Origin of the sequence: Leptolyngbya sp. Heron Island J, assembly GCF_000482245.1 — a bacterium.
Classification (GTDB): domain Bacteria; phylum Cyanobacteriota; class Cyanobacteriia; order Phormidesmidales; family Phormidesmidaceae; genus Leptothoe.
On record NZ_AWNH01000084.1, the window covers coordinates 21,710 to 45,142 of the forward strand.

Genomic DNA, 23,433 nt, shown 5'->3' on the forward strand with positions numbered 1-23,433 from the left:
ATGATAAAAGCAACCAACGATATGATCTGGGAGATTAGCTGTCATATCCGACACATATTTAAGCGAAGGGCATTACATAAAACTGCATAGCAGCTTTGATGGCATCGGCAACGTCTCCGCAGCGATTGTTTTTTAGGGTAATAGTGACATTGCATCACCAAGAGCGTAACCAAAAGATATGAGCCTTTGGACCGTTCAGCTGCTGGGACAATTTCAGCTAAAAGATCCTGCTGGAATTACCCAACCATTTCGCACCCAAAAGACAGCTAAACTATTAGCCTTTTTAGTGTTCTTTCATGAAAAGAGCCATTCCCGTGAACAACTTGCAGATATGCTATGGCCTGAAAGCCCTCCTGAAAGAGCTCGTAACAGCTTGCGTGTCTCCTTATACTCCTTGCGACAACAGCTTTCCTTACAAAAGAACGAAGTACTTTTCTGTAATAGCGATACTGTTCAGATAAATTCACAGTATTTTACTGTGGATACCTGGCAGATTGAAGCATTACTGTCACAGGCCAAAAATTGCACCAAGGCTCATCAACGTTTGAGCTATCTAGAAAAGATTGTTCAAAGAGATTATGGGTTATTTTTACAACAGTATGATGATCATTGGATAACATCTGAACGTTATTATTGGCAGACAATATACCTGGATACCCTACATCAACTCGTCGATGAGTTTTTAGAAATTGGACAGTACACGGTGGCTGCCGCCTACGCCCAGATGGCGATAAAAGCCGATCCCTATGCTGAGCAAGCCCATGTGGATTTGATGAGAGCCCATGTGGCAATGGGTCGTCCCGTTGCTGCTCGACAACAATATTTAGAACTTAAGCGCCTCTTTCAGAAAGAATTAAATCTGCCACTTTCTGACTTTGTCTATGACATCGCCAAAAAACTTGGGCTATGTAATGGCATTCTGACATTTTTGTAATGGCACTGTAATGGTGTATCGATACCATCCCTAGAAATACTCAAATAGTATGTCCAGTGCTTAAACCGAAGGAGAACTATTGGCTATGCGACGACACAAGGTATGCTTAGCGTTTGCGATCGCATTAGGTAGTTGGCTAGCTGCAGCACAAAGCGTATTCGGTCAACCAATTACGGCAGCAGATGACGGTACCGGCACAGCCGTCATCTCTAACGGTAATCAGTTCGATATTACTGGCGGCAGTCTCTCAGGAGATGGGACCAATTTATTCCACAGCTTTACCAATTTTGGCTTAAGTGCTGAACAAGTCGCCAATTTTATGGCAGATCCTGCCCTATACAATATTCTTAGCCGAGTTGTCGGTGGCAATGCCTCCATGATTGACGGCACCGTGCAGGTCAGCGGCGGCAATGCCAATTTATATCTTATGAATCCCGCCGGTATCATCTTTGGCGAGACGGCTCAAATTAATGTCCCTGCAGACTTTGTCGCCACCACAGCAGATAGTATCGGTTTTGGTGAGGAATTATTTACCATGGTTGACAATGTTAGCTATGTCGATCTGATGGGTAGCCCCACCAGCCTTAATTTTGATGCCGCCACCCTTGGTACCGTCATGAATTCAGGTGAGCTAGCCGTTGAAGATGGACATACGCTGACCCTGGCGGGCGATCGCATCATCAATTTAGGCACAATTGAAGCTCCCGGCGGCACGGTTACCCTGGCCGCCGTACCGGAACAGGGACAATTGCGCATCTCCCAGGCAGGTGCTGTCATTAGTCTGGGCGTAGATGCCGAGACTTGGCAAAGCAACAGCGAAATTGCTTCCTTTGCGCCGTTACTGACTGGAGGTGAGCTCCCCTTAGCCACCCAAGTAAACGTTAACGCCAATGGCCAAATAACCCTGGCCGGAGCCGAAAACCCAGGCACTGCGGTTGTTAGCGGCACAGTCAGTACCGCTGCTGCAGATGATGTAGGGGGCACCGTTCAGATTGTCGGACCCCAGATTGCCCTAATTGATGCAACGGTCGATGCCTCGGGGCACACGGGCGGTGGCACCGTCTTAGTCGGCGGCGAGTATCGAGGGCAAGGAACATTACCCACCGCCACCAATACCCTGGTGGATGCAAACAGCACCATCTCAGCCAGTGCGGGCAATACAGGCAATGGTGGTGAAGTCATTGTCTGGGCGGATGACACCACAGCATTAGCCGGGGAGATTGACGCCCGAGGCGGTATCGACAAGGGCGATGGCGGCTTTGTAGAAGTCTCTGGAGCAGAACATCTCATTTATCAAGGTACTGTAGACACCACCGCCACCAATGGCCAAATGGGCACATTACTGTTAGACCCGACAGATGTTGTAATTACCCCAGGCGGCACGACCGTTGGTTTTACAGGTCAATTACTAGCTGGTGATGCCAGTCCTACAACAATTTCGCAAAATCAGCTGCAGGCATTGCCTGGTAATACTAACGTTATTATTCAGGCCACCAATAGCATAACAATTGAGCCTTTACAGCCCCAGGGATTACCAGGTTTACCAGCCAGTCTTGACTTTCAAGAAGGTAGCGGTTCCATCAGCTTTGAAGCAGGTGGCCCCATCACCATGAACCCTAACGATTCGATTGTCACTTTTGGTCGCGACATCAACATCACAGGCAGTGAACTTACCCTCGGCAACATTGATGCCTCTGGTGCAGCGATCTATTCTTCTCGTGTTTTTATTCGTAATGGTGATGGTGGCAATGTCAACCTTACAGCAACCACAGGCAATATCTCAGCAGAGACAGTAGGCTCTGACGGTGGACTACTAACAGGTGGTAATGCTGGTGATATTATCATCAACACACCGGGTAGTTTTACAACCCGCGGGGTCAGTGCTTTGGCTGTTGGCTCTAGCTCAGCGGGTGATATTACCATTAATGCTGGCAGTGTTGATATCGATTTTGCAGAGGTCTTAGCTGGTAGCTTTAGGATATCCAATGGCAATGATGGAACTCTGACCATTAATGGACAGCCCTTGGCAGGTACCACCTTCACTAATATTACTGGTAGTGGTAACAACATTAATTTTGGCCTGGATGGTCTGGGTGGAACGGGACCTTTAGGAAACTTTTCCAACCCAATTTCTGGGGAAACCGCTTCTAATTTAACCTGGATGGAAGGCTTTGTTTCAGCTCAAGAGCATTGGAATAACGTCATGAGAGATATTCGTCGTTGGGATGCTGGACGTAGCTACTGCATTACCACTGACCCAGAATGTGGGTTGTACTAAAAAGCTCTCCTTTGAATTCCAAGAAACAAATTGGATAGAAACAAAAGTGTTGCTTAATAGGTTTTATCAGTTGTAGAAACATGTTGCGCCTTAAAAATTCTTTCTTTCGAGCGATTCTCCAAGGGTTTGGACTTATTTTTTTCTTTGGATACCCATCTATTGAACAAGTGGTTGCGATGGAAGCAGAGCCATTGTCAGTAAGACCAAAAAAATCAGATACAACCACCATATCTGAAGAGACAGATATACTCTCACAACTTACACAAGCTACTCCATCGAGTCCATCAGACCTGATTCCGATCAGTCGGGTTACAGTCATTGGCAGCACTTTGTTTTCTCAAGAAAGTTTGGCTCCCTTAGTCACTCCCCTAGAAGGCAATTCTGTTACCTTAAATGACTTACAACAGGTTGCGGAACGCATAACATCACTCTATCAAGAACAGGGTTATCTTACGTCCCAAGCGATTGTTCCAGAACAGACACTAACCGATGGCATGGTTGAAATCCAGGTCATTGAGGGATATTTAGGAGATATTAATATCCAGGGTCTGCAAAAAACTAAGTCTGATTATGTTCTAGCCCGTTTAAATTTAGCGGATACAGAACCATTAAACGTGGTTGAACTAGACAATCAGCTGCGTCTACTGCGACTAAACTCGTTGTTTGATCGTATAGAATCCACATTGGAAGCCGGTGAAAATGTAGGGGAAAGTATACTGACAATCACAGTAGATGAAGCTCCAAACTTTTATGGCGAGGTTAGCGTTGACAATTACTCTCCTCCGAGTGTTGGTAGTGAACGCTATGGAGCTATGCTGGGTTATCGAAACTTGACTGGATTAGGAGATGACTTATCTGTAGATTTTAAACGCTCCTTTACAGGAGGGTCTAACCTTTGGGATATTGCCTATCAAATTCCAGTTAGTCCCAGAGATGGAACCATACGTCTGCGAACAGCATTCTCGGATACTAGATTAACCGAATCTCCTTTAGATGCCTTTGATATTGAAGGAGAAAATGAACGCTATGAGATTACCTGGCGAGAGCCACTCATTCGCAAACCAAACGAGGAATTTGCCCTTTCTCTGGGGCTCAGTTATCAGGATGGTCGTACATTTGCGTTTGACCGACCAACGGCTATTTCCATCGGTGCCGAGGAAGATGGCACCACGCGCACGGCCATAGTACGCTTTGGACAAGATTACCTAAGGTGGGATTCCCAAGGAGCCTGGAACTTTCGATCTCTGTTTAATCTAGGAACAGGTTTGTTTGATTCGACTACTAATGATGGTGACATCCCTGATGGTCAATTTCTTAGTTGGTTGGGGCAGGTACAGCGGTTACAACGTCTGAGTGAGGATCATCTACTGATTATTCGAGGAGGCTTACAGTTAGCCTCTGATAGCCTACTGACCTCTGAACAATTTGTAATTGGCGGTGGTGAGTCCCTCCGTGGCTATCGACAAAACATCCGCACAGGAGATAACGGATTTCGGTTATCTGTAGAAGATCGTATCACCCTAGATCGCAACCAAGAACAACAATCAACGCTACAGCTGATTCCATTTGTTGAAATGGGGGCTGTTTGGAATAACAATGACAATCCTAACCCACAACCATCCCAGCGATTTTTGGCCAGTATCGGTACCGGGTTGGCCTGGCAGCCAACCGATGGTTTGAACCTACGATTGGACTATGGTCTGCCCCTAGTTGATTTAGACGATCGTGGTGACAATATTCAGGACGATGGCTTTCACTTTAGTGCTAGCTATAGCTTCTAGCCTGGCCAGGCTACTCTCGGTCAAAACCATTGCACAAAACTGCATACACCTTGGGCGAGACTAGCAAACTTCAGCTTTATCACCTCACCTAAAGTTTTGATGTAGGCAACTATAACAAACGGGGTGACAACCGCTATGGCCACTTGGATAGTCAAACTATTGGGTCAATTTCAGCTAAAAGACGCCGCTGATACAATGCAACCATTGCACAATCAAGATGCCGTAAGATTGCTGGCATACTTGCTCTACTTTCATCAACGTAGCCACTCATATAACCAAGTGGTAGAAGTACTCTGGCCTCATCTTGATACAATCAAAAGGAGAAACGTATTTCAAACCTCTCAACGACAATACTCAGCTTTCATTCACATCTTTAGTCAAGAACTGGAGTGTTCTGTCTCTGCAGTTGCCAGCGAGTTAGCTCAGCGATTTAATCTCTATCAGCCAACAGTAAATTTTTCGTAGTACCCTTTCTAGTTTCTCTTTTAGAGCTTTGATAAATGGCTCCCCAATCCCTTACGTATCAGCAAGTCACGAAATGGAAGAAGAATGATCATCTTGAATGCTTTTCTATTGCGGGTTAGAAGCCAGCTGCTGGTACCTGACTTCTAACTTGGCATGTTTCTGCAATAATGCTGGTCCTTATCGCCGCAAGGAATGGTTCAAAGCTACCACATTCAAAGCTTTGCCAAATTTTATTGTAGTGACATAAGCGATAGAGACAGTCATCTTTTGCTTATATACCCCTTCGTAAACCAAGTCTCATGGCTAGAATTCCTTCTGATCCTCTCTTTGCAGCTCAATGGCATCTCCAAAATACAACCCCTGGTCTGTTAGATCTAAACGTTGTTGATGTATGGGATGACTATACAGGTAAGGGCGTTGATGTTGCAGTTATTGATGACGCTTTGCAACGGTCTCATCGTGATCTAGACGGTAATTACTCCAGTGCAAAAGACTGGGATTTTGACAATAATGATACCGATCCAACCGGCATCAATGGCAAAAATCATGGAACTGCCGTTGCAGGCATTATTAGTGCCAATGCAGGGAACGGCATTGGTGGTGTTGGAGTTGCTTACGATTCAACTCTGTTCGGCTTTCAGACATACAACCAAATCTCTAATCGATTTCTTAGCCAGGTCGCCACTGCTATCAACAACGCTTCTGGGTTGTTGAGAACCAATGGAATTAATCGTGAGGCAGATATTGTCAACATGAGCATAGGGACAGGCAAAGGAGAATTTAACTTTTTTGATACTCGCTTTAACTCGGCTATCTTAAATAACTTAAACACAGCAATAGATAATGCAGCCGTAGTAGGTCGTGATGGTCTTGGCACAATTTTAGTAAAATCAGCCGGAAACTCCCGAGATCTCAATTACGATACAAATGCAGTCTCGTGGAATGCCAATCCTCACACCATTTCTGTCGCCGCTGTCGATCAAGACGGCTTTATTTCTAGCTACAGTACACACGGAGCTTCCATACTTATATCTGGGTTTGGCACTCCTAGAGAAGTCGTAACAACAGATCGCACAGGCAGAAGCGGTTATGCTCCAGGGGACTACACAACATTTGACGGCACCTCAGCCGCTGCGCCTATGGTATCGGGTGTAATTGCTCTCATGTTAGAAGCCAATCCGTTTTTAGGTTGGCGAGATGTACAAGAGATTTTGGCTTATTCTGCACGTCATGTAGGTTCCGATGTGGGTGACGGCACGCGTGGCGATGAAGAATATGCTTGGAGCTTTAATGGCGCGACAAACTGGAACGGTGGTGGGTTGCACTTTTCCAATGACTATGGATTTGGCCTGGTTGATGCAAAAGCAGCTGTACGGCTGGCAGAAACTTGGGTTGGCACACCCCAAACCAGTTTTAATGATGTATCTATTTCTCAAGATTTCTTAGACAGAACAGGCACCGTCGGCACCTCCGGTGCAGCATTTAGTCGGGTAATTACCAACAATATTGATATTGAACATGTGGAGGTTGATGTTAGCTTTGTGCGGTGGCATGACCTAGGCGATCTGCAACTGCGCCTGGTTTCACCCGATGGCACATCTAGTATTCTAGTGGATGCTAGTGGTGAGAATAACGGTAGTGCTACGGGTGGTTTTGGTTCTGGTCGCTGGCAGTTTTATTCTAACGCCTTCTGGGGAGAAGACACCGTCGGCACTTGGACCGTGGAAGTTTTCGATGTCGACAATCCTAATTCATCCCCCATTACTATCAACGATATCGATATTACTTTTCGTGGTAAGACCGCATCATTAAATGACACGTTTGTCTTCACTGAAGAGTATTCTGATTATGCCGCTGGATCGTTTGGTCATACCCGAGTCTTTGATGGTGGTTCAGGTATAGACACTATCAATGCCGCAGCTGTAGATACTTCTACCTTAATTAATTTAGAAGCAGGCTACGGTTTTACAGATGGCGTTTCGATTCGTGTTAGTAATATTGAAAATGTGTTTACAGGTGACGGTAACGACTATCTGATTGGCAATGCTGCCAACAATCAGCTAATAGGAATGCGGGGACATGATAATCTCTATGGTAACAGCGGCAATGACCTACTGCTGGGCGGTGCTGGTAATGATTGGGTTGATGGTGGTTTAGGTAACGACTATTTGAATGGAACAAATCACTTTTCTCAAGGAACAGGAGAACGGGATACCTTAGTTAGTGGCAGTATGAATGACCGAGATATCTTTGTCTTAGGCGAACGTCAAAATGGCGAAGGTCGTGTTTTTTATAATGATCAGGGTGTTAATGACTTTGCTCTGCTCCAAGATTTTGATGTGTATAACTTTGTTGGTGACGTGGCTGATACTATTCAACTAATGGGTAGTGCTGCATCGTATTCCATCTCTAACGTCAGAGTCGGTAGTGCTATAGGCGCAGGAATTAGCTTTGCCAATGACTTGATTGGGATTGTGGAAGATGTAAGTGCATCAAGCCTGAATTTAGCGGACTCAAACCAGTTTACTTATGTGTAAGTTGTTGGCAGTCTTGTTGTTGTCTACAAAAATTAGGGCGATCAGCGACACTCTCGACTCATTACCAGACGACCATCAGCCAGTCGATAGAGCTGTTGTGGTTCACTAATCGAGAGTTCGCTGTCGTTTTCAATAATTGGCTGTACGATACTTAGACTATAGGGCGATTGAGGACTACTAGGCTGCTGAGGCAGGCCATCGCCACCAGTTAGAGTAAAGCTACTTGCTGTATTGTCGCTACGAGCGATGCAGCTGCTGGCCACTAAAGCCTCTGGGCTGACAAGGTTATCAGGCAATTCACTAAGGCTATTCTGAATAAAAGTACTATCGCTAATTGTAATTTGACCTGATTCAAGTCCTCCACTGGCATTGATGTCAACTAATTCATTCCCGTCTAAGGCAAGGAATTCCTCTAGAGTGGAGGCTCTGGACGCAGAATTAAGATTTTGACTAAATAATGTCGTTTGACTTAAATCGATGGCTCCACCAAAACCATCAACGGAAAAAGTAACAATATCACTATCTTCTAGTGCAACTATGAAATCGGAAACGATTGTCAGATCGCCACCTTGACCTGTCCCACTGGCAACAATAGTTGCGATATCTCCATCATTTCGCAGAAAAATACCCTGTGCTTGAATGTCAATTTGCCCCCCAGAACTAGTTAGTGCAGTTGTAGAGATTGTTCCATCATCTATCCGGATTTTATCTAAAATATTGAGTTCTATTGAACCTGCAATACCAAGTCCACTGCTACCTGCATTTATCGAGGCTCCATCAGTAATAGATAACTCTGGCCCAAATATACGAATTGTTCCTCCTTTTCCCTCTGCCATCGGTTCCGCAGAACTAAATACCCCGCTAGCGATACCATTTTCACCAATTCCATTGATTAATACAGCTTCTCTAGCGTTTAAGGTGATATCACCCGCATCGCCTGTAAAGCTTGTTGTCGAGAGCAGTCTAGCGCTATCTGAAATCTCAATTGTGTCAGCGTCAATCTCAAGCATTCCTCCCTGGCCTGCCCCCCCGATGGCAACTCCACTTACTATTCCACTAGGTAAGCCAGTAGCAGATGACGAGCCACTTACGACAAAGGATGAGTCTACATAAATGTCAATATTACCTGCGTTACCTACACTACCTGTAATTGAACTCAAAGCAGCCCCATTGGTAATCTTGACAGAATTTGCATCTATATCAATCATTCCAGCGTTACCAGTTGAGTTAGAGCCCGCTGCAGTTTGAATCAAACTCCGACTTAGAAAGACTTGTCCATTTTGTGCTGAGACAACGCTTTCTCCATCTAGAAAAATATCTTGCTCGGCCTGAATTTGGACATCTCCTGCATTTCCTTGACCACCTGTAACTGTGGCAATAGTAGCACCGTCTCTAATTGCAATAGAATCTGTTCTTATAATGATATTGTTGGCTTCTCCTGTGGAGCCATCTCTGGCAACTGTAGTTATAGTACTTGGTCTTCCATTGAGACCAATACCCTGCACAGATACTTGCTCTGCAGAAATTATGATGCTTCCTGCACTTCCTGCATTTTCAGTTTCAGCATTGATTTCTCCACCATTAGTAAGTGATAGTATTCCGGTCTTTATCTCAATATCACCACCAGTACCTGGTGAAACTGTTCCACTTAGAATGCCTGAGTTGCCTAAGGTCGGATTAGCAGCAACTCCGTCAATATCAACTCTTTCACCAGCATTAATTGAAATTCGACCAGCATCGCCTTGTCCACCAGTAGCAGAAGATATAAAACCACCATTTTCTAAGGAGAGAGTATTTGTTACTACTTCAATTTCTCCGGCGTTCATAGACAGCGGATTTATTGCACTACTAGTAATAGCACTGCGATTTTGATCAGAACCATTCCCCCTAACTACAATAGAGTCTTCGGCGTTGATAGTAATTTTTCCTCCTATTCCAAGACCACTAGTCGCCGTAAGTAAATCAGCACCGTTCTCTAGAGTTAAAGAGCCTGCCTTAAAGAAGATATCACCAGCATCGCCTTCTACATTTTCTAGAACACTACTGATCAATAATACATCTCCAGACAGGAGAGCCCTGTCTGTTATATCAAGTATGATATTTCCTGCATCTCCTTGACCATCTGGCAAACCATCAATAGCCTGGCGAACAAAGGTCTGTATTACGGCATTATCTAAAACTTCTAGTGAATTGGCATCAATAAAAACTTCCCCTCCATTACCCACTGCTCCAGCCTCAACAATAGTCTCAATGCCGCTATTTTCCTTGAGAATAAGAGGACCTTGAATGATAAGCTCTATATCCCCTGCACTACCTTGCCCTTGAGTTCTAGATGTTAAACCTGAACCATTTAAAAGAGATAATGAATTGGCATTAACTTGAATTTTTCCACCATTTCCGGTAGCACCTAAGCCTAGTGTTGTAGCAATAACAGACGGAATTGCTCCTGTAGCGCTATCAATAGTTATTGGGCCATCAATATTTAGAGTGATACTACCTGCATCTCCTTGGCCCGGTAATGGAGCTGAATCCTGACCTCGAACAATAGCTTGAATCTGGGCTGTGTTAGATAGCAATAGAGATCCTGCTGTGAGAGTAATATCACCGCCATCAGCAACTGCACCATTACCAACATTACTCTGTATGCCAGAAAAAGCTTGGTCAATCCCGACTATTTCAACCTCTTCCTCAATTTTAATGTCTATATCACCAGCATCTATAGTGCCAAAAGTGTTAGTAGCAATTGCTGAACCATTTAGGAGTCTCAGATTTTGAGCTTCAATATTGACAACACCAGGCTCTAAGAGAGCATCATCAATAGCCTCACCGTTACTAAAAATTAAACTATCATTAAGTATAATTGATTCATCACTCGATAGTGTGATGTTGCCACCGACGAGCCCTTCTGCTGTGATGGAAGAACCTGGCAATAGTTCAATCTCTTCTGTGGATAGGGTAACTATGTCTCCACCGTTTCCTATAAAAGGAGTGAACCCTGGAAAAGCGGAGGTAGTGATAGAACCATCAATTGTAGTTCTACCTTTTGAGTCGATTGCAACATCTCCCCCATTCAAAAGATCTCCACTACTAACTGCTACACCAAAAAGTGTTGCAGAAAGCGCAATGTTCCCAGCGATATTAGGATTGCTTTCATGCTGATTAGTTAATAAAACCCTTCCTGATAAAGGGTTGCCAACTTCATCAATCATAGTGATCGACCCTAAGTTGATATCTGCTCTAGTCGGTGGTGCGTTAGTGAAGACAGGGATAACTGGAATAGGAAATGGGTCCAAAAAATTCCCCACGCCGACAATGCTATTGCCTTCAATGGCTGAAGGATCAATACCGGCCCGTATATCCAACGTAGGTTCTATCCTACCGTTTACGGGGAATGGTGCCCCATTCGATAAGGTAAATTCTTCATCGATTGCACCTTCAATCGGATCTGCTCCCGTAATCTGGATCAGTGTCGGTATATTGACACTACCAGCAGCTAAAACCTGAAGCGATGCCCCAACATAAGCATCAAACTCGACATCACCAAGCGACTGAATGATAGGATCCCGAGGGCTGAGAAGCCTACCAAGACTGCTATCTGATTGTTCAATACGAAAGCTGCCACCACTAAAATAATGGGCATCTCCCTCCACTGGATTAGCAGAGCGGAGTGTCATATTTTCATAGGAAAATAAACCACTGTCTGGATGACTTAGGGCAACAATATCAACACTTTCATTACCTTGTACCAGTAAGTTCTCACCAGCAAAACCGATGAAAGGAACTTCTGTTGTGTCGCGGATTTTGAGTGTGTCGGTTGCCAACAAAGAGACATCGCCTGCACCAGCAACTTGAGCTTCTAGGTCCAAATTATTGCTTGCAAATACCAGATCCCCTCCTACAGCAATTGAGCCACGATTAACGATATCACCTGAATTAGCTGTTAGATAATTCCAAAAAGATACGCTGGGATTGATAGTCAACAGCTGACTTTGTTCTGGAGCAGTGGCACTAAACACCTCATCACCCAGCTCAACTGCTTCAGCTGTCGTCGCATACAGTGAACCTTCTATATCCAAACTGACATCAGGCCCAAATACGATACCGTTGGGATTAATCAAAAACAGATCAGCACTGCCGTCTACGCCTAGAGTACCAAAAATGTCTGAAGCATCATTGCCTGTAACCCGGCTTAGGATAGATTCAATCTCGGCTGGATTAACAAAGTAAACGCGCTGGCCCTCATTGACATTAAAGTCAGTAAAACTGTGAAACAGGTTACTACCTCTTTCAGCTCCGCCTTCAATCAGGTCTGCAACGTTGCCTCTAACATCAACACCGGGCGTGAGGATAGAGTTTTCATTGCCAAGGGTGGTATCAGGAACAATCTGTGCTTGGGCTGGCACTGCTATTGAACAAGTCAGCAGACAGGCAAAAGATAAACTGTATTTATTCATAGGAGGTAGGTGTATCACAGTTGCGACTCATTACTAAACGACCATCGATTAGACGATAGATAGCTTGCGGTTCGGTAAGGGAAGAAGAACTATCAATTGTTTCTTCAATGGGTTGAACAGTGTTAACACTGTAGGTCTGAATAGGAGAGCTATTAGGTTGTTGGGGTAAACTGTCACTACCGGTAATTACTAAGCTACTGGCAACGTCACTACTGCGGGAAATACAGCTGCCGGCTACTAATGTTTCTGGATTGACCAAATTGTCAGGAAGTTCGGTGAGACTATCTTCAATAAAGCTAACGTCAGCGAGAGAAATCGTACCTGAAGCAATACCACCAGTTGCGTTGATATCCACGCGATCATTGCCATCTAGCGTACGCGGATCGGTACCGGATGGGGTAAATTGGAAATTCTCGCCAAAGAAGGCTGTACGGCTAAGATCGACGTCACCACCACGACCGTCGGCAGCAAAGGCAAGAATGTCACTGTCATCTAAAGCAACTAACGCATCAGCGACAATTTCAATATCTCCCCCATCATTGGCACCAGAGTTGACAAAGGTTTGAATATCACTATCTTCAAACAAGAAAATATTGTCCGAAGAGATTTGGATTTGTCCCCCTGCATTAAATGCAGAATCAGTTGTGATCGAGCCATTGCGAGCTTGAATATCATCTTGCACAATGACCAATATATTCCCTGCATCCCCATCCCCATCGCTACTGGCACCAATACTACCCTCAAAGATCTCTAACTTTTCAGTTGCTACACGAATATCGCCGCCTTGGCCGCCAGCAGTATTGATAAGACCACTAAAAATGCCGCTAAGTTGACCACCTCCAGGATTACTATTTTCTAAACGGAGAGTATCGCGGATAGTCAAAAAAATGTCGCCACCTTCTCCTCGTCCTCTTACACCACTAAAAATTTGAGCTCCATCCAAAATTAAATTGGCAGCATCAAATCGGATATCTCCTCCCTGACCTACACCAGAATCACCAATACTGCCAAAAATACCACTGGCAAAAAAGCGAGTTGGATTTCTAAAGTCCTCAATTCGAGCAGTTTCGCGAATATTTAGAGTTACATCTCCGGCCTCACCAATACCCGAAATACCACTACCTATTTGTGCTCTGTTCCGAACTTCTAGATTGGTCGCGCTCAGTTCAATATCTCCACCTTTGCCTTGTCCACCTTCTACAACGGTACTAAACACTCCACTAGACTCGCCAGTAAAAGGATCAATTCCATCAAATTGAGCGGTTTCACGAATGTCTAAAATGATATCTCCTGCTGTACCAATTCCGGCAAGACTAGTGCTTAATCTTGCGCCGTTTAAAACTTCTAGATTGCCAGCATTGATGCGTACATCGCCCCCATTGCCCACTGCATCAAAACCAATATCGCTAGTTGCACCACTGATGCGCCCTATTGGATCTCTACCTTCAAATCGAGCGGTTTCACGAATATTTAAAATTACATTCCCCGCGTCACCTATCCCGAAGCTATTGGCACTCAGTATTGCACCATTGAGAACGTCTAAATTAGTTGCACGCAGGACTACGTTGCCACCACGCCCTGGTTCGCTGGAGTCATATTCACTTGTCGCCTGACTTGTTTGATCAAATCGAGCTGTTCCGCGAATGTCGAAGATAACATTACCTGCATTACCGACGCCGCCAAAGTTAGAAGCAGCTATTACGGTACCGCCAAGAACTTCCAAGTCATTGGCCTCTATGCGAATTTCACCGGCTTGACCTTGGGCATTAGGCTGAATACCAGTAAATACTCCACTAAAGTTGAGCACAGCATCATTACTATCAAATCGAGCCGTTTCACGAATATTTAGAGTGATATTCCCGGCATCTCCGATGCCAAATGTGGATGAACGCAGAGTGGCACCATTGAGCAGTTCAAAATTATCAGCTTCAATGTAGATATCACCAGCCTGGCCTTGTCTACCCCTCTGAATATTACTAAAAACACCACTTCTAGCGAATGTCCGAGGATCAAGCCCATCAAAACGAACATTTTCGCGAATCTCTAACCGTATATTTCCGGCATCACCTACTCCAAAGGTTGATGCGTTAATTTGTGCCCCATCCAATACAAGCAAATTCTCCGCTGTAACTTGTATCTCGCTTCCACGCCCTTGGGAGCCTGGTCCCACAAAACCCACAATGCCGCTTGATAAACCACTGGATGGATTAACGCCTTGTAGCAGAGCCGTATTTGAAATGTTGAGAGTTATATTACTGGCTTCACCATTGCCAAACAATGTGCCATCTATTTGTGCACCATTCAGTACTGATAAATTTCTAGCAGTCACTCTAATCTCTCCTGCTGTTCCTTGTCCGCCAATAGCGATATTATTGGCAAGTCCTGGGAAGGTAACACTAATCGTGTCTGCTAGCGTGATGTCACCCTCTGCTACTAAGACAAGATCTCCGGTACTGTTTGACCCTAAGAGAGTAATATCCGTATCAGTAACAGTAATATCGCCGCGTGAATCTAGAAATATAGAACCTGCATCTACAGCTGTAATATTAATCCCTGACTGGTCGAAGCCAAATCCGGTAGGATCATTACCGACAACCTGAATGCCACCACCAGGCAACGCTGTATTAGGCTCATAGCGATTTGTTAGCAGAATTAGCCCATTGGATTCTGCTACACGAATGCTGCCTACTTCTATATTGGCGTCTGAAGGGTCAGCTGTCAGGGTGGGAGCCACAGGCTGAGGAAAGAAGAAATTACCATCAGTAAAAGAATCGAAGGGGCTCAACCCTGATGGATTTGGGATGGGTAGTATACCGATAGCATCTGGCCTTACTCCGGCTCTGATATCCACCGTTGGCTGGCTCCCCCCATCGATCTCAACTATAGTTCCATCGGCAAGCTCAAGGGTGTCTTGTAAAAAGTCAATTCCCTGGATACCTGGATCAGGAGCTATAACAATAGCTTCGTTAAAGGTGACAGAGCCTCCGGCAATGATGTGAAGTGAACTGCCGAGATAACTGTCAAACGCTACATCTCCTAAGCTACGAATAATGGGATCAACAGGACTGGTTAAGTTGCTTAAGGTATTGTCTAAATTTTCAATCCGAAAATTGCCGCCACTAAAAAAATGGGTATCTCCGCTCACTGCATTTGTGGAGCGCAGCACCATATCTCCATAGGAAAACAGCTGACTATCTGGATGACTGAGGGCAACAATATCAACCTGTTCATTGCCTTGGACGAGTAAATCAGCACCGGCTGCGGCGATAAATGGGGTTTCAGCGGTATCGCGAATTTTGACCGTATCTGTGGCCAGGAGAGAAACATTTCCCAGACCGGCCAGCTGGGCCTCCAAAGCCAGACTGTTACCTGCTAGGACTAGATTGCTGCCCGCTACAAGCTGTCCACGATTGGTGATGTCACCAGAATTGGCTGTTAAGTAGTTCCAAAAGGATACGCTGGGGCTGATGGCCAATAGCTGGCTCTGCTCTGGCGCGATCGCACTAAATACCCCATCACCAATCTCAACCGATTCAGCCGTCGTTGCATAAAACGAACCGTCTATATCTAGGCTGACATCGGGTCCAAAAATAATGCCGTTAGGATTAATCAAAAACAAATCGGCACTGCCATCCACACCCAAGGTGCCACGAATGTCGGAGGCGTTATTGCCGGTCACTCGACTCAGGATAGACTCAATGTTGATCGGATTAGCAAAGTAAACCCGTTGAGCATCGTTAACATTAAACTCACTGAAGCTATGGAATAAGTTTGTTCCTCGGGTAGCGCCTCCCTCAATCAGGTCAGCCAATTCTCCTCTCACGTCATCGGCAGAGATGATCGAACTCTCCCCACCCAGGGTTTGATCGGGAATCAGCTGCGCCTGGGCCGATAAATCCCAGAGCATGACACCACTGACAACTAACGAAGCCGCATATAACCGGAGACTGGACATGACCATGCACCCATTACCAGCCAGGAATTCTATCATGACTGTTCAGTGCGTGATGTTACGGACAGATACGCAGCAATAAAACGTTGTACAAAAGCATAGCTATGGGGTAGCGTACGCACCCAAAATTCGCAGTTATAAGTTATACGTACGCATTTTTCCGCATGGGCACGACTTATGATTCTAATTGGCAGAAAAGTGCACGGTGATGCTCACAAATCAACGGTCAGCTTGGGCACAACCTGAAACCCCTAGACCTGCCTACGCTCATAGGGTGTATGTGGGGTTAGACGGTAAGCTATCATTGCCAACCTGCTGGTCACTGAGCCCGCGAAGACTGTATTAATCGAGGTAGCTGTGATCATGACAATTGCGGGTTCGATGCACAGTCAATCATTGGCCAATATGACTGAGATAAAGCACCTGAAGGAAATCTTTTGTAGTCTGACAGTAGGACGATTGGAGATTGTTACTAACGCCTCTGAACTGGTGGGCTAACTTTGCTGGAAAGAGCCCTAAAGACTGCTAAGACTCACTCGATTTGGTTCATACTATTAGCAGCTCTAAGGAGATAACGAGAACAATGGCGCAAGCATCTACAAAGACATTTGTGGTGGTGGATGACCACGACTCGGTATTGGAAGGTACCTGTCGTGTGCTGCAGGCGCAGTATCCCGATGCTAAGCTCTCGACAGCCAGCAAAGCCGATGAGGTAGAAGTGCTGATTCAGGATACTCAGCCGGATTTAGTGGTGATGGATCTCTCGATTCCTGAAAAAGAGGGGGGCAAATCGCAAACGGAAACGGGCTTGAATTTATTGCGATCGCTCCTCCAAAACTATCCCACACTGCACTTTGTGGTACAAAGCGCCCATGTCAAAACCTTAATTCGGCTCAAATCACTGATTGACAAACACCAGGCCGGGTTTACCATCGCCGATAAAAGCCTGTCTAGTTCGGAAATGCTGATTAAAGTAGACTGGGCCCTCAATGGGCTGCTGTATACTCCCCCTGAAATGCGTTTGGGGCTGGAGGTAAAACCCGAATGGCTAAAAATGTTGCAGCTGGCCTTTACCGATGGGTTAACCGATAAAGCAATTGCCCAGCAAATGAATGTGGCAGAACGGACGGTGCGCCACTATTGGACCCGCGTGCAGGATGCGCTGGGTGTCTATCCGGATGAGGGCACCAACATTCGTGTGCAAACCTACAACAAAGCCCGACAGATGGGACTGTTAGACTAGTTTGCTGGCTAAACGCTACACTGTGCATCTATGAAATTCTCCTGGCTTTCTAACTGGCGATTCAGCCTTTTACCGGGACTCTCGGTGACGGGGATGATCATCCTGATCCGGCTATTGGGCTGGCTGCAGCCCTTGGAATGGAAGGCTCTGGACTATCACTTACGTCTCCGACCGGCGGAAGCTACCGATTCAAGGATTACGCTAATTGCTATCACCGAGGATGATATCCAAACGACTCTCAATCATCCCATTTCAGACGAGGATCTGTCGGCACTGATTGAGACTTTACAAACCTATGAGCCTCGGGTGATTGGTATTGATATCTTTCGAGATCGGCCTGTGCGTGAGGGATATCAACGCCTGGTACAGACGCTACAGTCATTCGACAATATTATCGGTATCTATAGAGTTGGGACGAATACCACTGTGCCGCCACCGTCAGCTTTGCCAGAAGAACAAATCGGGTTTGCCGATGCCATTATCGATAACGATGGGTTTTTGAGACGGAGTTTATTGGGCCGGTCGGACGAGCAAAACAACTATCGGTTTTCGTTGACAATTCGGCTTGCTATCAGATATCTGGCCGATGATGGTCTGCAACTTGATAATGGGGTGCGTGATCCTGAGACAATGCGGTTTGGCACAACAGAAATTCCTCGGTTTCGCTCTAATGTGGGTGGCTACGTGCGTACCGACCAGGGGGGAAATCAAACTCTGATCAATTTTCGGGCCGGGCCTGAGCCGTTTGAGAGAATTACCTATAAAACCCTGATGTCCGGGCAGGTAGACCCGGATTTACTGCGCGATCGCATCGTCTTAATTGGCTATACTGCAGCCAGTGTGAAAGATTTTGTCAGCTCAGGGGCCATCGCTGGGGTCAATCCCAGTTTAGTACCCGGCATGGATGCCCAGGCCCATGCGGTGAGTCAGATTTTAAGTGCTGTCTATGAGGATCGAGCTTTTTTGCAGACCCTACCGGACGGGGTGGAGTATACTCTCATTTTCATTAGTGGTCTGGTGGGATTGACCCTGGCCCAGTGGCGACGCCGACCGCTGGTGCATTTTCTGGTGATTGCTATGATCGGCGGGGCGGGTGTGCTGCTTAGCTATGGCCTGATACTGACCAGCTGGTGGGTACCGACCATGCCGATGATGGCTGTGTTTCTCGTCAATGCTGCCTTTTTGTACCCGTTTTACCAGGCCCAGGCTCAGTTGCGATCGCAGCTAGAAAACCGGCAAGCCTTGATTAACCAAACCTACAACACCATTCACAATGGGCCACTCCAAACCCTGGCTCAAATGATCAGCACCTGGCCCGTGGAGCAACCTGCCCCCGATGCTTTGCGCACAGAGCTGCACAGGTTAAATCATGAACTGCGGGAGATTTATGAAACCATGCAACAGGAGAGTCTTTTACCCACGGGACAGCTGGTTTTGGGCGGTCACCAGGCCCTGGATTTACAAATGCCGCTAGATGAGCTGCTGCGGGAAGCCTACCATATTACCCTGGAGCGTCACCGAGACTTTTTTGAACCACTCCTCAAGATCGTGGCCTTTGAGCCCATGGATGATTCCCAGCTGAGTGTGGATCAAAAGCGCGGGTTGGGCCGGTTTTTAGAAGAAGCCCTGATCAATGTACACAAATATGCCAAAGATACCACCCGCCTCACCATAGACTGTCGTCAGCAAGAAGGGTATAACACTATCAAAATCATTGATAATGGTCAGGGCATGAAACCAGAGAACTCGGCCAAATTAGCCTCGGCTGGCGGCTATGGTACCCGCCAGGCCCAACAGCTGGCCCGTAGTCTCCATGGAACATTTAGCCGCACTGATGTGAATCCCAAAGGGGTGTGCTGTGAACTACGCTGGTCTATTCGCCAAGCCTGGTGGCGACGCTAACCTCAATGGTCTTAGCGGTTTTGCCCAAAAAGTATTGATGACCGACCTGCTTGTTAAACTTTGTGGATGATATCGCCATTTTTGGCCTCACCTGTCTCGATATGTGCTGGACTTGATAAGAGTAGTTAAGTACTGTTCTATTAGTTTTAACCGTGGTGTACTGGACCCTGGGTTTATGGCATCACTATGGTCGTCGATGTGTTCAAAACCAAGTTTGAGTGATGTCGCCACCCGCCACCAAAATCCGTAATCTTTGCTGTTGACTGGTTCTCTCAACCTAGCTTGATGCCTATGGCTGCCCCGAAACTTCGCTTGTTTGTTTTAGTCCTCGCCTCTGCCATTGTTTTTAGTAGCCCAGGTCTTGTATCCATCGTCCAGGCGACCCAATCCCTGTCGCCAACAATTCAGGCCAGCCCTCAACTGCGAGCTGACTTTACGCCGCCGTCCGATTCTAGTCTCGATCGCGATACGGTTTTAACCTCCACTGGCACGTACTTTACGCCGCCGCCAGATCCTCAGCCCGCCTCAGGCCCCACTATACCCACGGGTACCCGTCGGGGTGGATGTTTAGGTCCAACAGCAACAGCTTTTACCATTTTTGGCCCCAGCTCTGCTGATAATATTTTGGGGCATACCACCTCAGAACGGCCTACCTTTGCATGGCATCTACCGGAAATTGAAGGGACATTCCCAGTTGTGTTTCGCCTACTGGCTCCCGATGCTGACGATATTCCCGTCGCGATTTATGAAACAACGCTGGACTACACCCCTGGGTTTATAAGCCACCAGCTCCCCGCCACAGAGCCTGCTCTGTCCTCTGGAGTAGAATATCGCTGGCAGGTCATCATTGAGTGCAATCCGGCCTATCCATCCCGCGCCATCCGACAAGAATTGTTTTTTGAGGTGGTACCGACTACGGCTGCGCTATCCCAGGCATTGGCGGCGGCTACTACAGCGGCAGAGCGAGCTATTGCCTATGGCCAGACGGGGGTGTGGTACAATGCGATCGCACAGGTTGCCAACGCGACTACACCAGCTGAACAACAGACTCGCTTAGGACTGTTAACCGACTTAGCTAGCTCTTTGCCAGCCACTGAAGAACAACTGAGCCAAGACATTTTAGAAATTGTCGAAGCTGCCCCCTAAAGCCAGTTACCAATCAAGATAAAGGGAGCCCATCGATAGGGGTGGGCTTTGATAATATCATCGGATTGCAGCATGGCTAGCTGAGCCTGGCGCAGGGCTTGCGCCTTAGTTAGGCCTGGCTGCTGCAGTTGGTCATAAAAGTTGGTGACAATCTCGGCGGTGGAGGCATCGTTGACGGCCCATAGAGTTGCGATCGCGCTGCGCACTCCGGCCCGTACTGCCACCCCCGCTAATCCCAGGGTGGACCGATTACCCCCAACAGCAGTCTCACAGGCTGTTAGCATCAGTAGTTCAATCGGCTCACGGGTGGGATCATTCACATTGCGAATCAGCTCATCTAACTGGCTAATGGTCAGGGTTTGGTTAAACTGTCCGCTAGCATCCTTGGCCCCCAATACTACAAAATTATCTTCCGGTGCAAAGCCAAAGGTGCCATGGGTTGCCATGTGCAAGATTCGATAATCTGTTTCTGCTAACGCCTGCTGCAGGGTCTCAACCGCAAACTCATTATTAAGCAGGGTTTTTGTATTAGGCAGCTGTTTAGAAATTGCCTCTAGCTCCTGCTCCACCCCTGGCAGTGGAATAAATTCTCGCTCAGGCGGCACAATTGAAGCGTCACTGGTACCCAGCAACAACGCCCTCAGCTCGCGACGCTCTAGCTGCTCTGGTGTAGTCAGAGTTAAGCTGGGTGTTGTTGCCACCGCAAACTTTTCAATCAAAAACTCACTGCCATCATAGAGTGCGGCCATCGGCACACTACGCAGCAGACCATCGTTAACAAACACCAAGGTTTCCACATTAGCCAGATCCGCTTCAAACGGACGAATTAGCCAATCATATAGCTGTTGTGCTTCATCAGACCTAAAGCGCAAATCACGCTCGCCCAGCTCTAAGCTCCGGCGAAACTCATTGACGGTCGTATTAACAACGTCTGGAGCAACGGATATCTGCGTCACTTTGCGAGCACCGTTCGGTAAACTCAAAATCACTGTCAGCGGGCGCTCATCCGCAGCCGCCACGGCCTTACCCAATGCCAGTGGTTCATCTTGATCCGACAGGGCCGTACTCAATACAGCTGTGGCACTACTCTGACCCACTTCATCCGCCCGCACTTCCGCTGGCACAATCACACAGTCATTGGCAAAGTAGCTTTGCAGTTCAGCCACCTTAAGAGAGTCCAATGTGGTCAATGCTTTCTCCAATTCCGTAAAGGCCGATTCCCCTTCATTCAGGGTGACCTGTTTGGGGACCGTTGCCAGATTCAGGGTCGTATACTGACGATAAATGGGCTCAACCGTATCACGAAAGTCAAATTGCAGATCGCGATTTGCACTGAGAATGTCGCTGCGGAGCTGTTCTAAACGGGCCACTGCTTGACCATAGGCCTGACTGGCCTCAGTGCGTTTACCCTGGGCGCTATAGATTCGTCCTAGCTGCCACTCCCACAGATACAGACTATCCTGCGCTGCCCGGTCCTGGTCAGCCGCCAGCCGTGCCTGCTGTGTTTTGTTTATGGCCGGATCATAGCGCTGGCTACGTTCATCCAGGCTGCCAAGCTTCCCCAACGCAAAGGATTGAATCCTCGGATTTTCTGTTGCTTCACCAATGGCAAGGGCCTGCTCCAATAAAGCTGTTGCCGCCTGTTCCACCCGCGGTGCAGGCGGTGTCTGGCTCAGTGTAAGCTGAGATTGTCGGATCGCCAGGGGATCTAACAGATCGGCCAGCTGGATGGCTGCAAAGGCTTTAGCTTGAGAATTGGGTAACTGGTCCAGGCTGGCCCTGGCCAGCTGATGGTGGCGGCGAGCTTCGTCTATATTTTCAGCTCGCTCATAGGCTGGGATCAGGTTTAGCAGAGCGTGTAGCGCGGTTTGTAACTCTCGTTGGTCAATGGCGAGCTGATAGCTCTTCTGAAAATAGTCAATCGCCTGGTTGTTAAATTTATCCGCCTCAACCTGTAGCTCATTTGCGGCTAAGTTATCTTTTCTCTGGGCTGCGTCACTAGCTCGGCGGTAGTTGACCAAAGCAAGACTGGTGGCTGTATTACCTAAACTATTGAGCAGTGGGGCCTCTAGGGCTGTTTCTCCCAGCTCACGACTGAGGCTATGGCCCTGTTCTAGATAATTCTGGGCTGCATTGGGGTTGCCACTGGCCCGATAGGCTTCTCCTAAACTCCCCAGGGCGGCAATCTGTCCAAGTGTGTCATTGGCTGTGATGGCAATTTCTAGCGCACTGCCGGTCTGACATGCTCCCGCATCGGGCGCTGTACCACACAGTAAAGTAATGGCCCGACGATGCTGCCCCAAACGACCATAGGCCTGGGCTTGTTCGGTGAGGAGCTGACCGAGCTTTTTGCGATCGCCCAATGTTTCAACCGTAGCAATCGCTTGTTCCCAATAGGCTACTTCCTCAGAAGTACGCCCCATTTGCTGATAAACCCGCGCCAGGTTCTCAGTCACAATCGCCAGCGCCGGCAGGTCCTGGGCAATCTCATAAGCTTGATGTGCCCTCAGCCATGGGGCAACAGCCGCCAGATAGTTACCGGCATTGTAATAGTCCACCCCGGTTTGCACCAGTTCCCGAGCATCTGTCGCCTGGGCAACAGCCGCCGATCGGGTAAATGGATGCCCCAGCCAGAGAGTAATCAATAGGCTTAGAGCACAAAGGGCTACGCAGGCACGACGGATAGATGACCTCAGGCGGTGCATAGGGAGAAAGTCTTATTGACCGAGTTCGTAATTACA

Annotated in this window: 10 protein-coding genes; 7 read left to right on the forward strand and 3 right to left on the reverse strand. The window is 47.1% G+C overall.

Annotated elements, in window-relative coordinates; genetic code table 11:
• Positions 1 to 178 precede the first annotated feature (178 nt).
• The 4 genes from N836_RS62965 to N836_RS62980 all read left to right on the forward strand — a co-directional run bounded on the left by N836_RS62965 (position 179) and on the right by N836_RS62980 (position 7,995).
• Positions 179 to 934 carry an AfsR/SARP family transcriptional regulator gene (locus N836_RS62965; RefSeq protein ID WP_023075102.1) on the forward strand — a complete coding sequence of 252 codons (756 nt, stop codon included), beginning with the start codon at positions 179 to 181 and terminating at the stop codon, positions 932 to 934.
• Positions 935 to 1,019: 85 nt separating this feature from the next.
• Complete coding sequence (locus N836_RS0139030) at positions 1,020 to 3,212, forward strand: two-partner secretion domain-containing protein (RefSeq protein ID WP_023075103.1); 2,193 nt, start codon at positions 1,020 to 1,022, stop codon at positions 3,210 to 3,212.
• An 80-nt stretch (positions 3,213 to 3,292) separates the two neighbouring features.
• Complete coding sequence (locus N836_RS62970) at positions 3,293 to 4,993, forward strand: ShlB/FhaC/HecB family hemolysin secretion/activation protein (RefSeq protein ID WP_023075104.1); 1,701 nt, start codon at positions 3,293 to 3,295, stop codon at positions 4,991 to 4,993.
• 764 nt (positions 4,994 to 5,757) lie between these two features.
• Positions 5,758 to 7,995, forward strand: coding sequence for a S8 family serine peptidase (locus tag N836_RS62980; protein ID WP_023075106.1), 2,238 nt, complete (start codon positions 5,758 to 5,760; stop codon positions 7,993 to 7,995).
• 41 nt (positions 7,996 to 8,036) lie between these two features.
• On the opposite strand, the gene N836_RS62985 is transcribed toward N836_RS62980, so the two are convergent.
• Both N836_RS62985 and N836_RS62990 read right to left on the reverse strand, forming a co-directional pair.
• Positions 8,037 to 12,449 carry a two-partner secretion domain-containing protein gene (locus N836_RS62985; protein ID WP_023075107.1) on the reverse strand — a complete coding sequence of 1,471 codons (4,413 nt, stop codon included), beginning with the start codon at positions 12,447 to 12,449 and terminating at the stop codon, positions 8,037 to 8,039.
• The gene (locus N836_RS62990) at positions 12,442 to 16,404 is read right to left on the reverse strand and encodes a two-partner secretion domain-containing protein (protein ID WP_161635019.1); all 3,963 of its coding nucleotides are present in this window, start codon (positions 16,402 to 16,404) and stop codon (positions 12,442 to 12,444) included. The genes N836_RS62985 and N836_RS62990 overlap by 8 nt, the downstream gene beginning before the upstream one ends.
• Positions 16,405 to 16,984: 580 nt before the next feature.
• Here N836_RS62990 and N836_RS62995 point away from each other — a divergent pair.
• From N836_RS62995 to N836_RS63005, 3 genes are all read left to right on the forward strand, one after another.
• Positions 16,985 to 17,644, forward strand: a complete 660-nt coding sequence (locus N836_RS62995) for a response regulator transcription factor (RefSeq protein WP_023075109.1) — start codon at positions 16,985 to 16,987, stop codon at positions 17,642 to 17,644.
• A gap of 30 nt (positions 17,645 to 17,674) precedes the next feature.
• Complete coding sequence (locus N836_RS63000; protein ID WP_031293727.1) at positions 17,675 to 19,546, forward strand: sensor histidine kinase; 1,872 nt, start codon at positions 17,675 to 17,677, stop codon at positions 19,544 to 19,546.
• A gap of 291 nt (positions 19,547 to 19,837) precedes the next feature.
• Entirely contained in the window at positions 19,838 to 20,692 is an 855-nt protein-coding gene (locus tag N836_RS63005) for a DUF928 domain-containing protein (protein WP_023075111.1), read from the forward strand.
• Here the strand turns inward: N836_RS63005 and N836_RS63010 are convergent.
• Positions 20,689 to 23,397, reverse strand: a complete 2,709-nt coding sequence (locus N836_RS63010; RefSeq protein ID WP_063624699.1) for a CHAT domain-containing tetratricopeptide repeat protein — start codon at positions 23,395 to 23,397, stop codon at positions 20,689 to 20,691. The two genes, N836_RS63005 and N836_RS63010, sit on opposite strands and share 4 nt — an antisense overlap.
• Between the last annotated feature and the right edge of the window lie 36 nt (positions 23,398 to 23,433).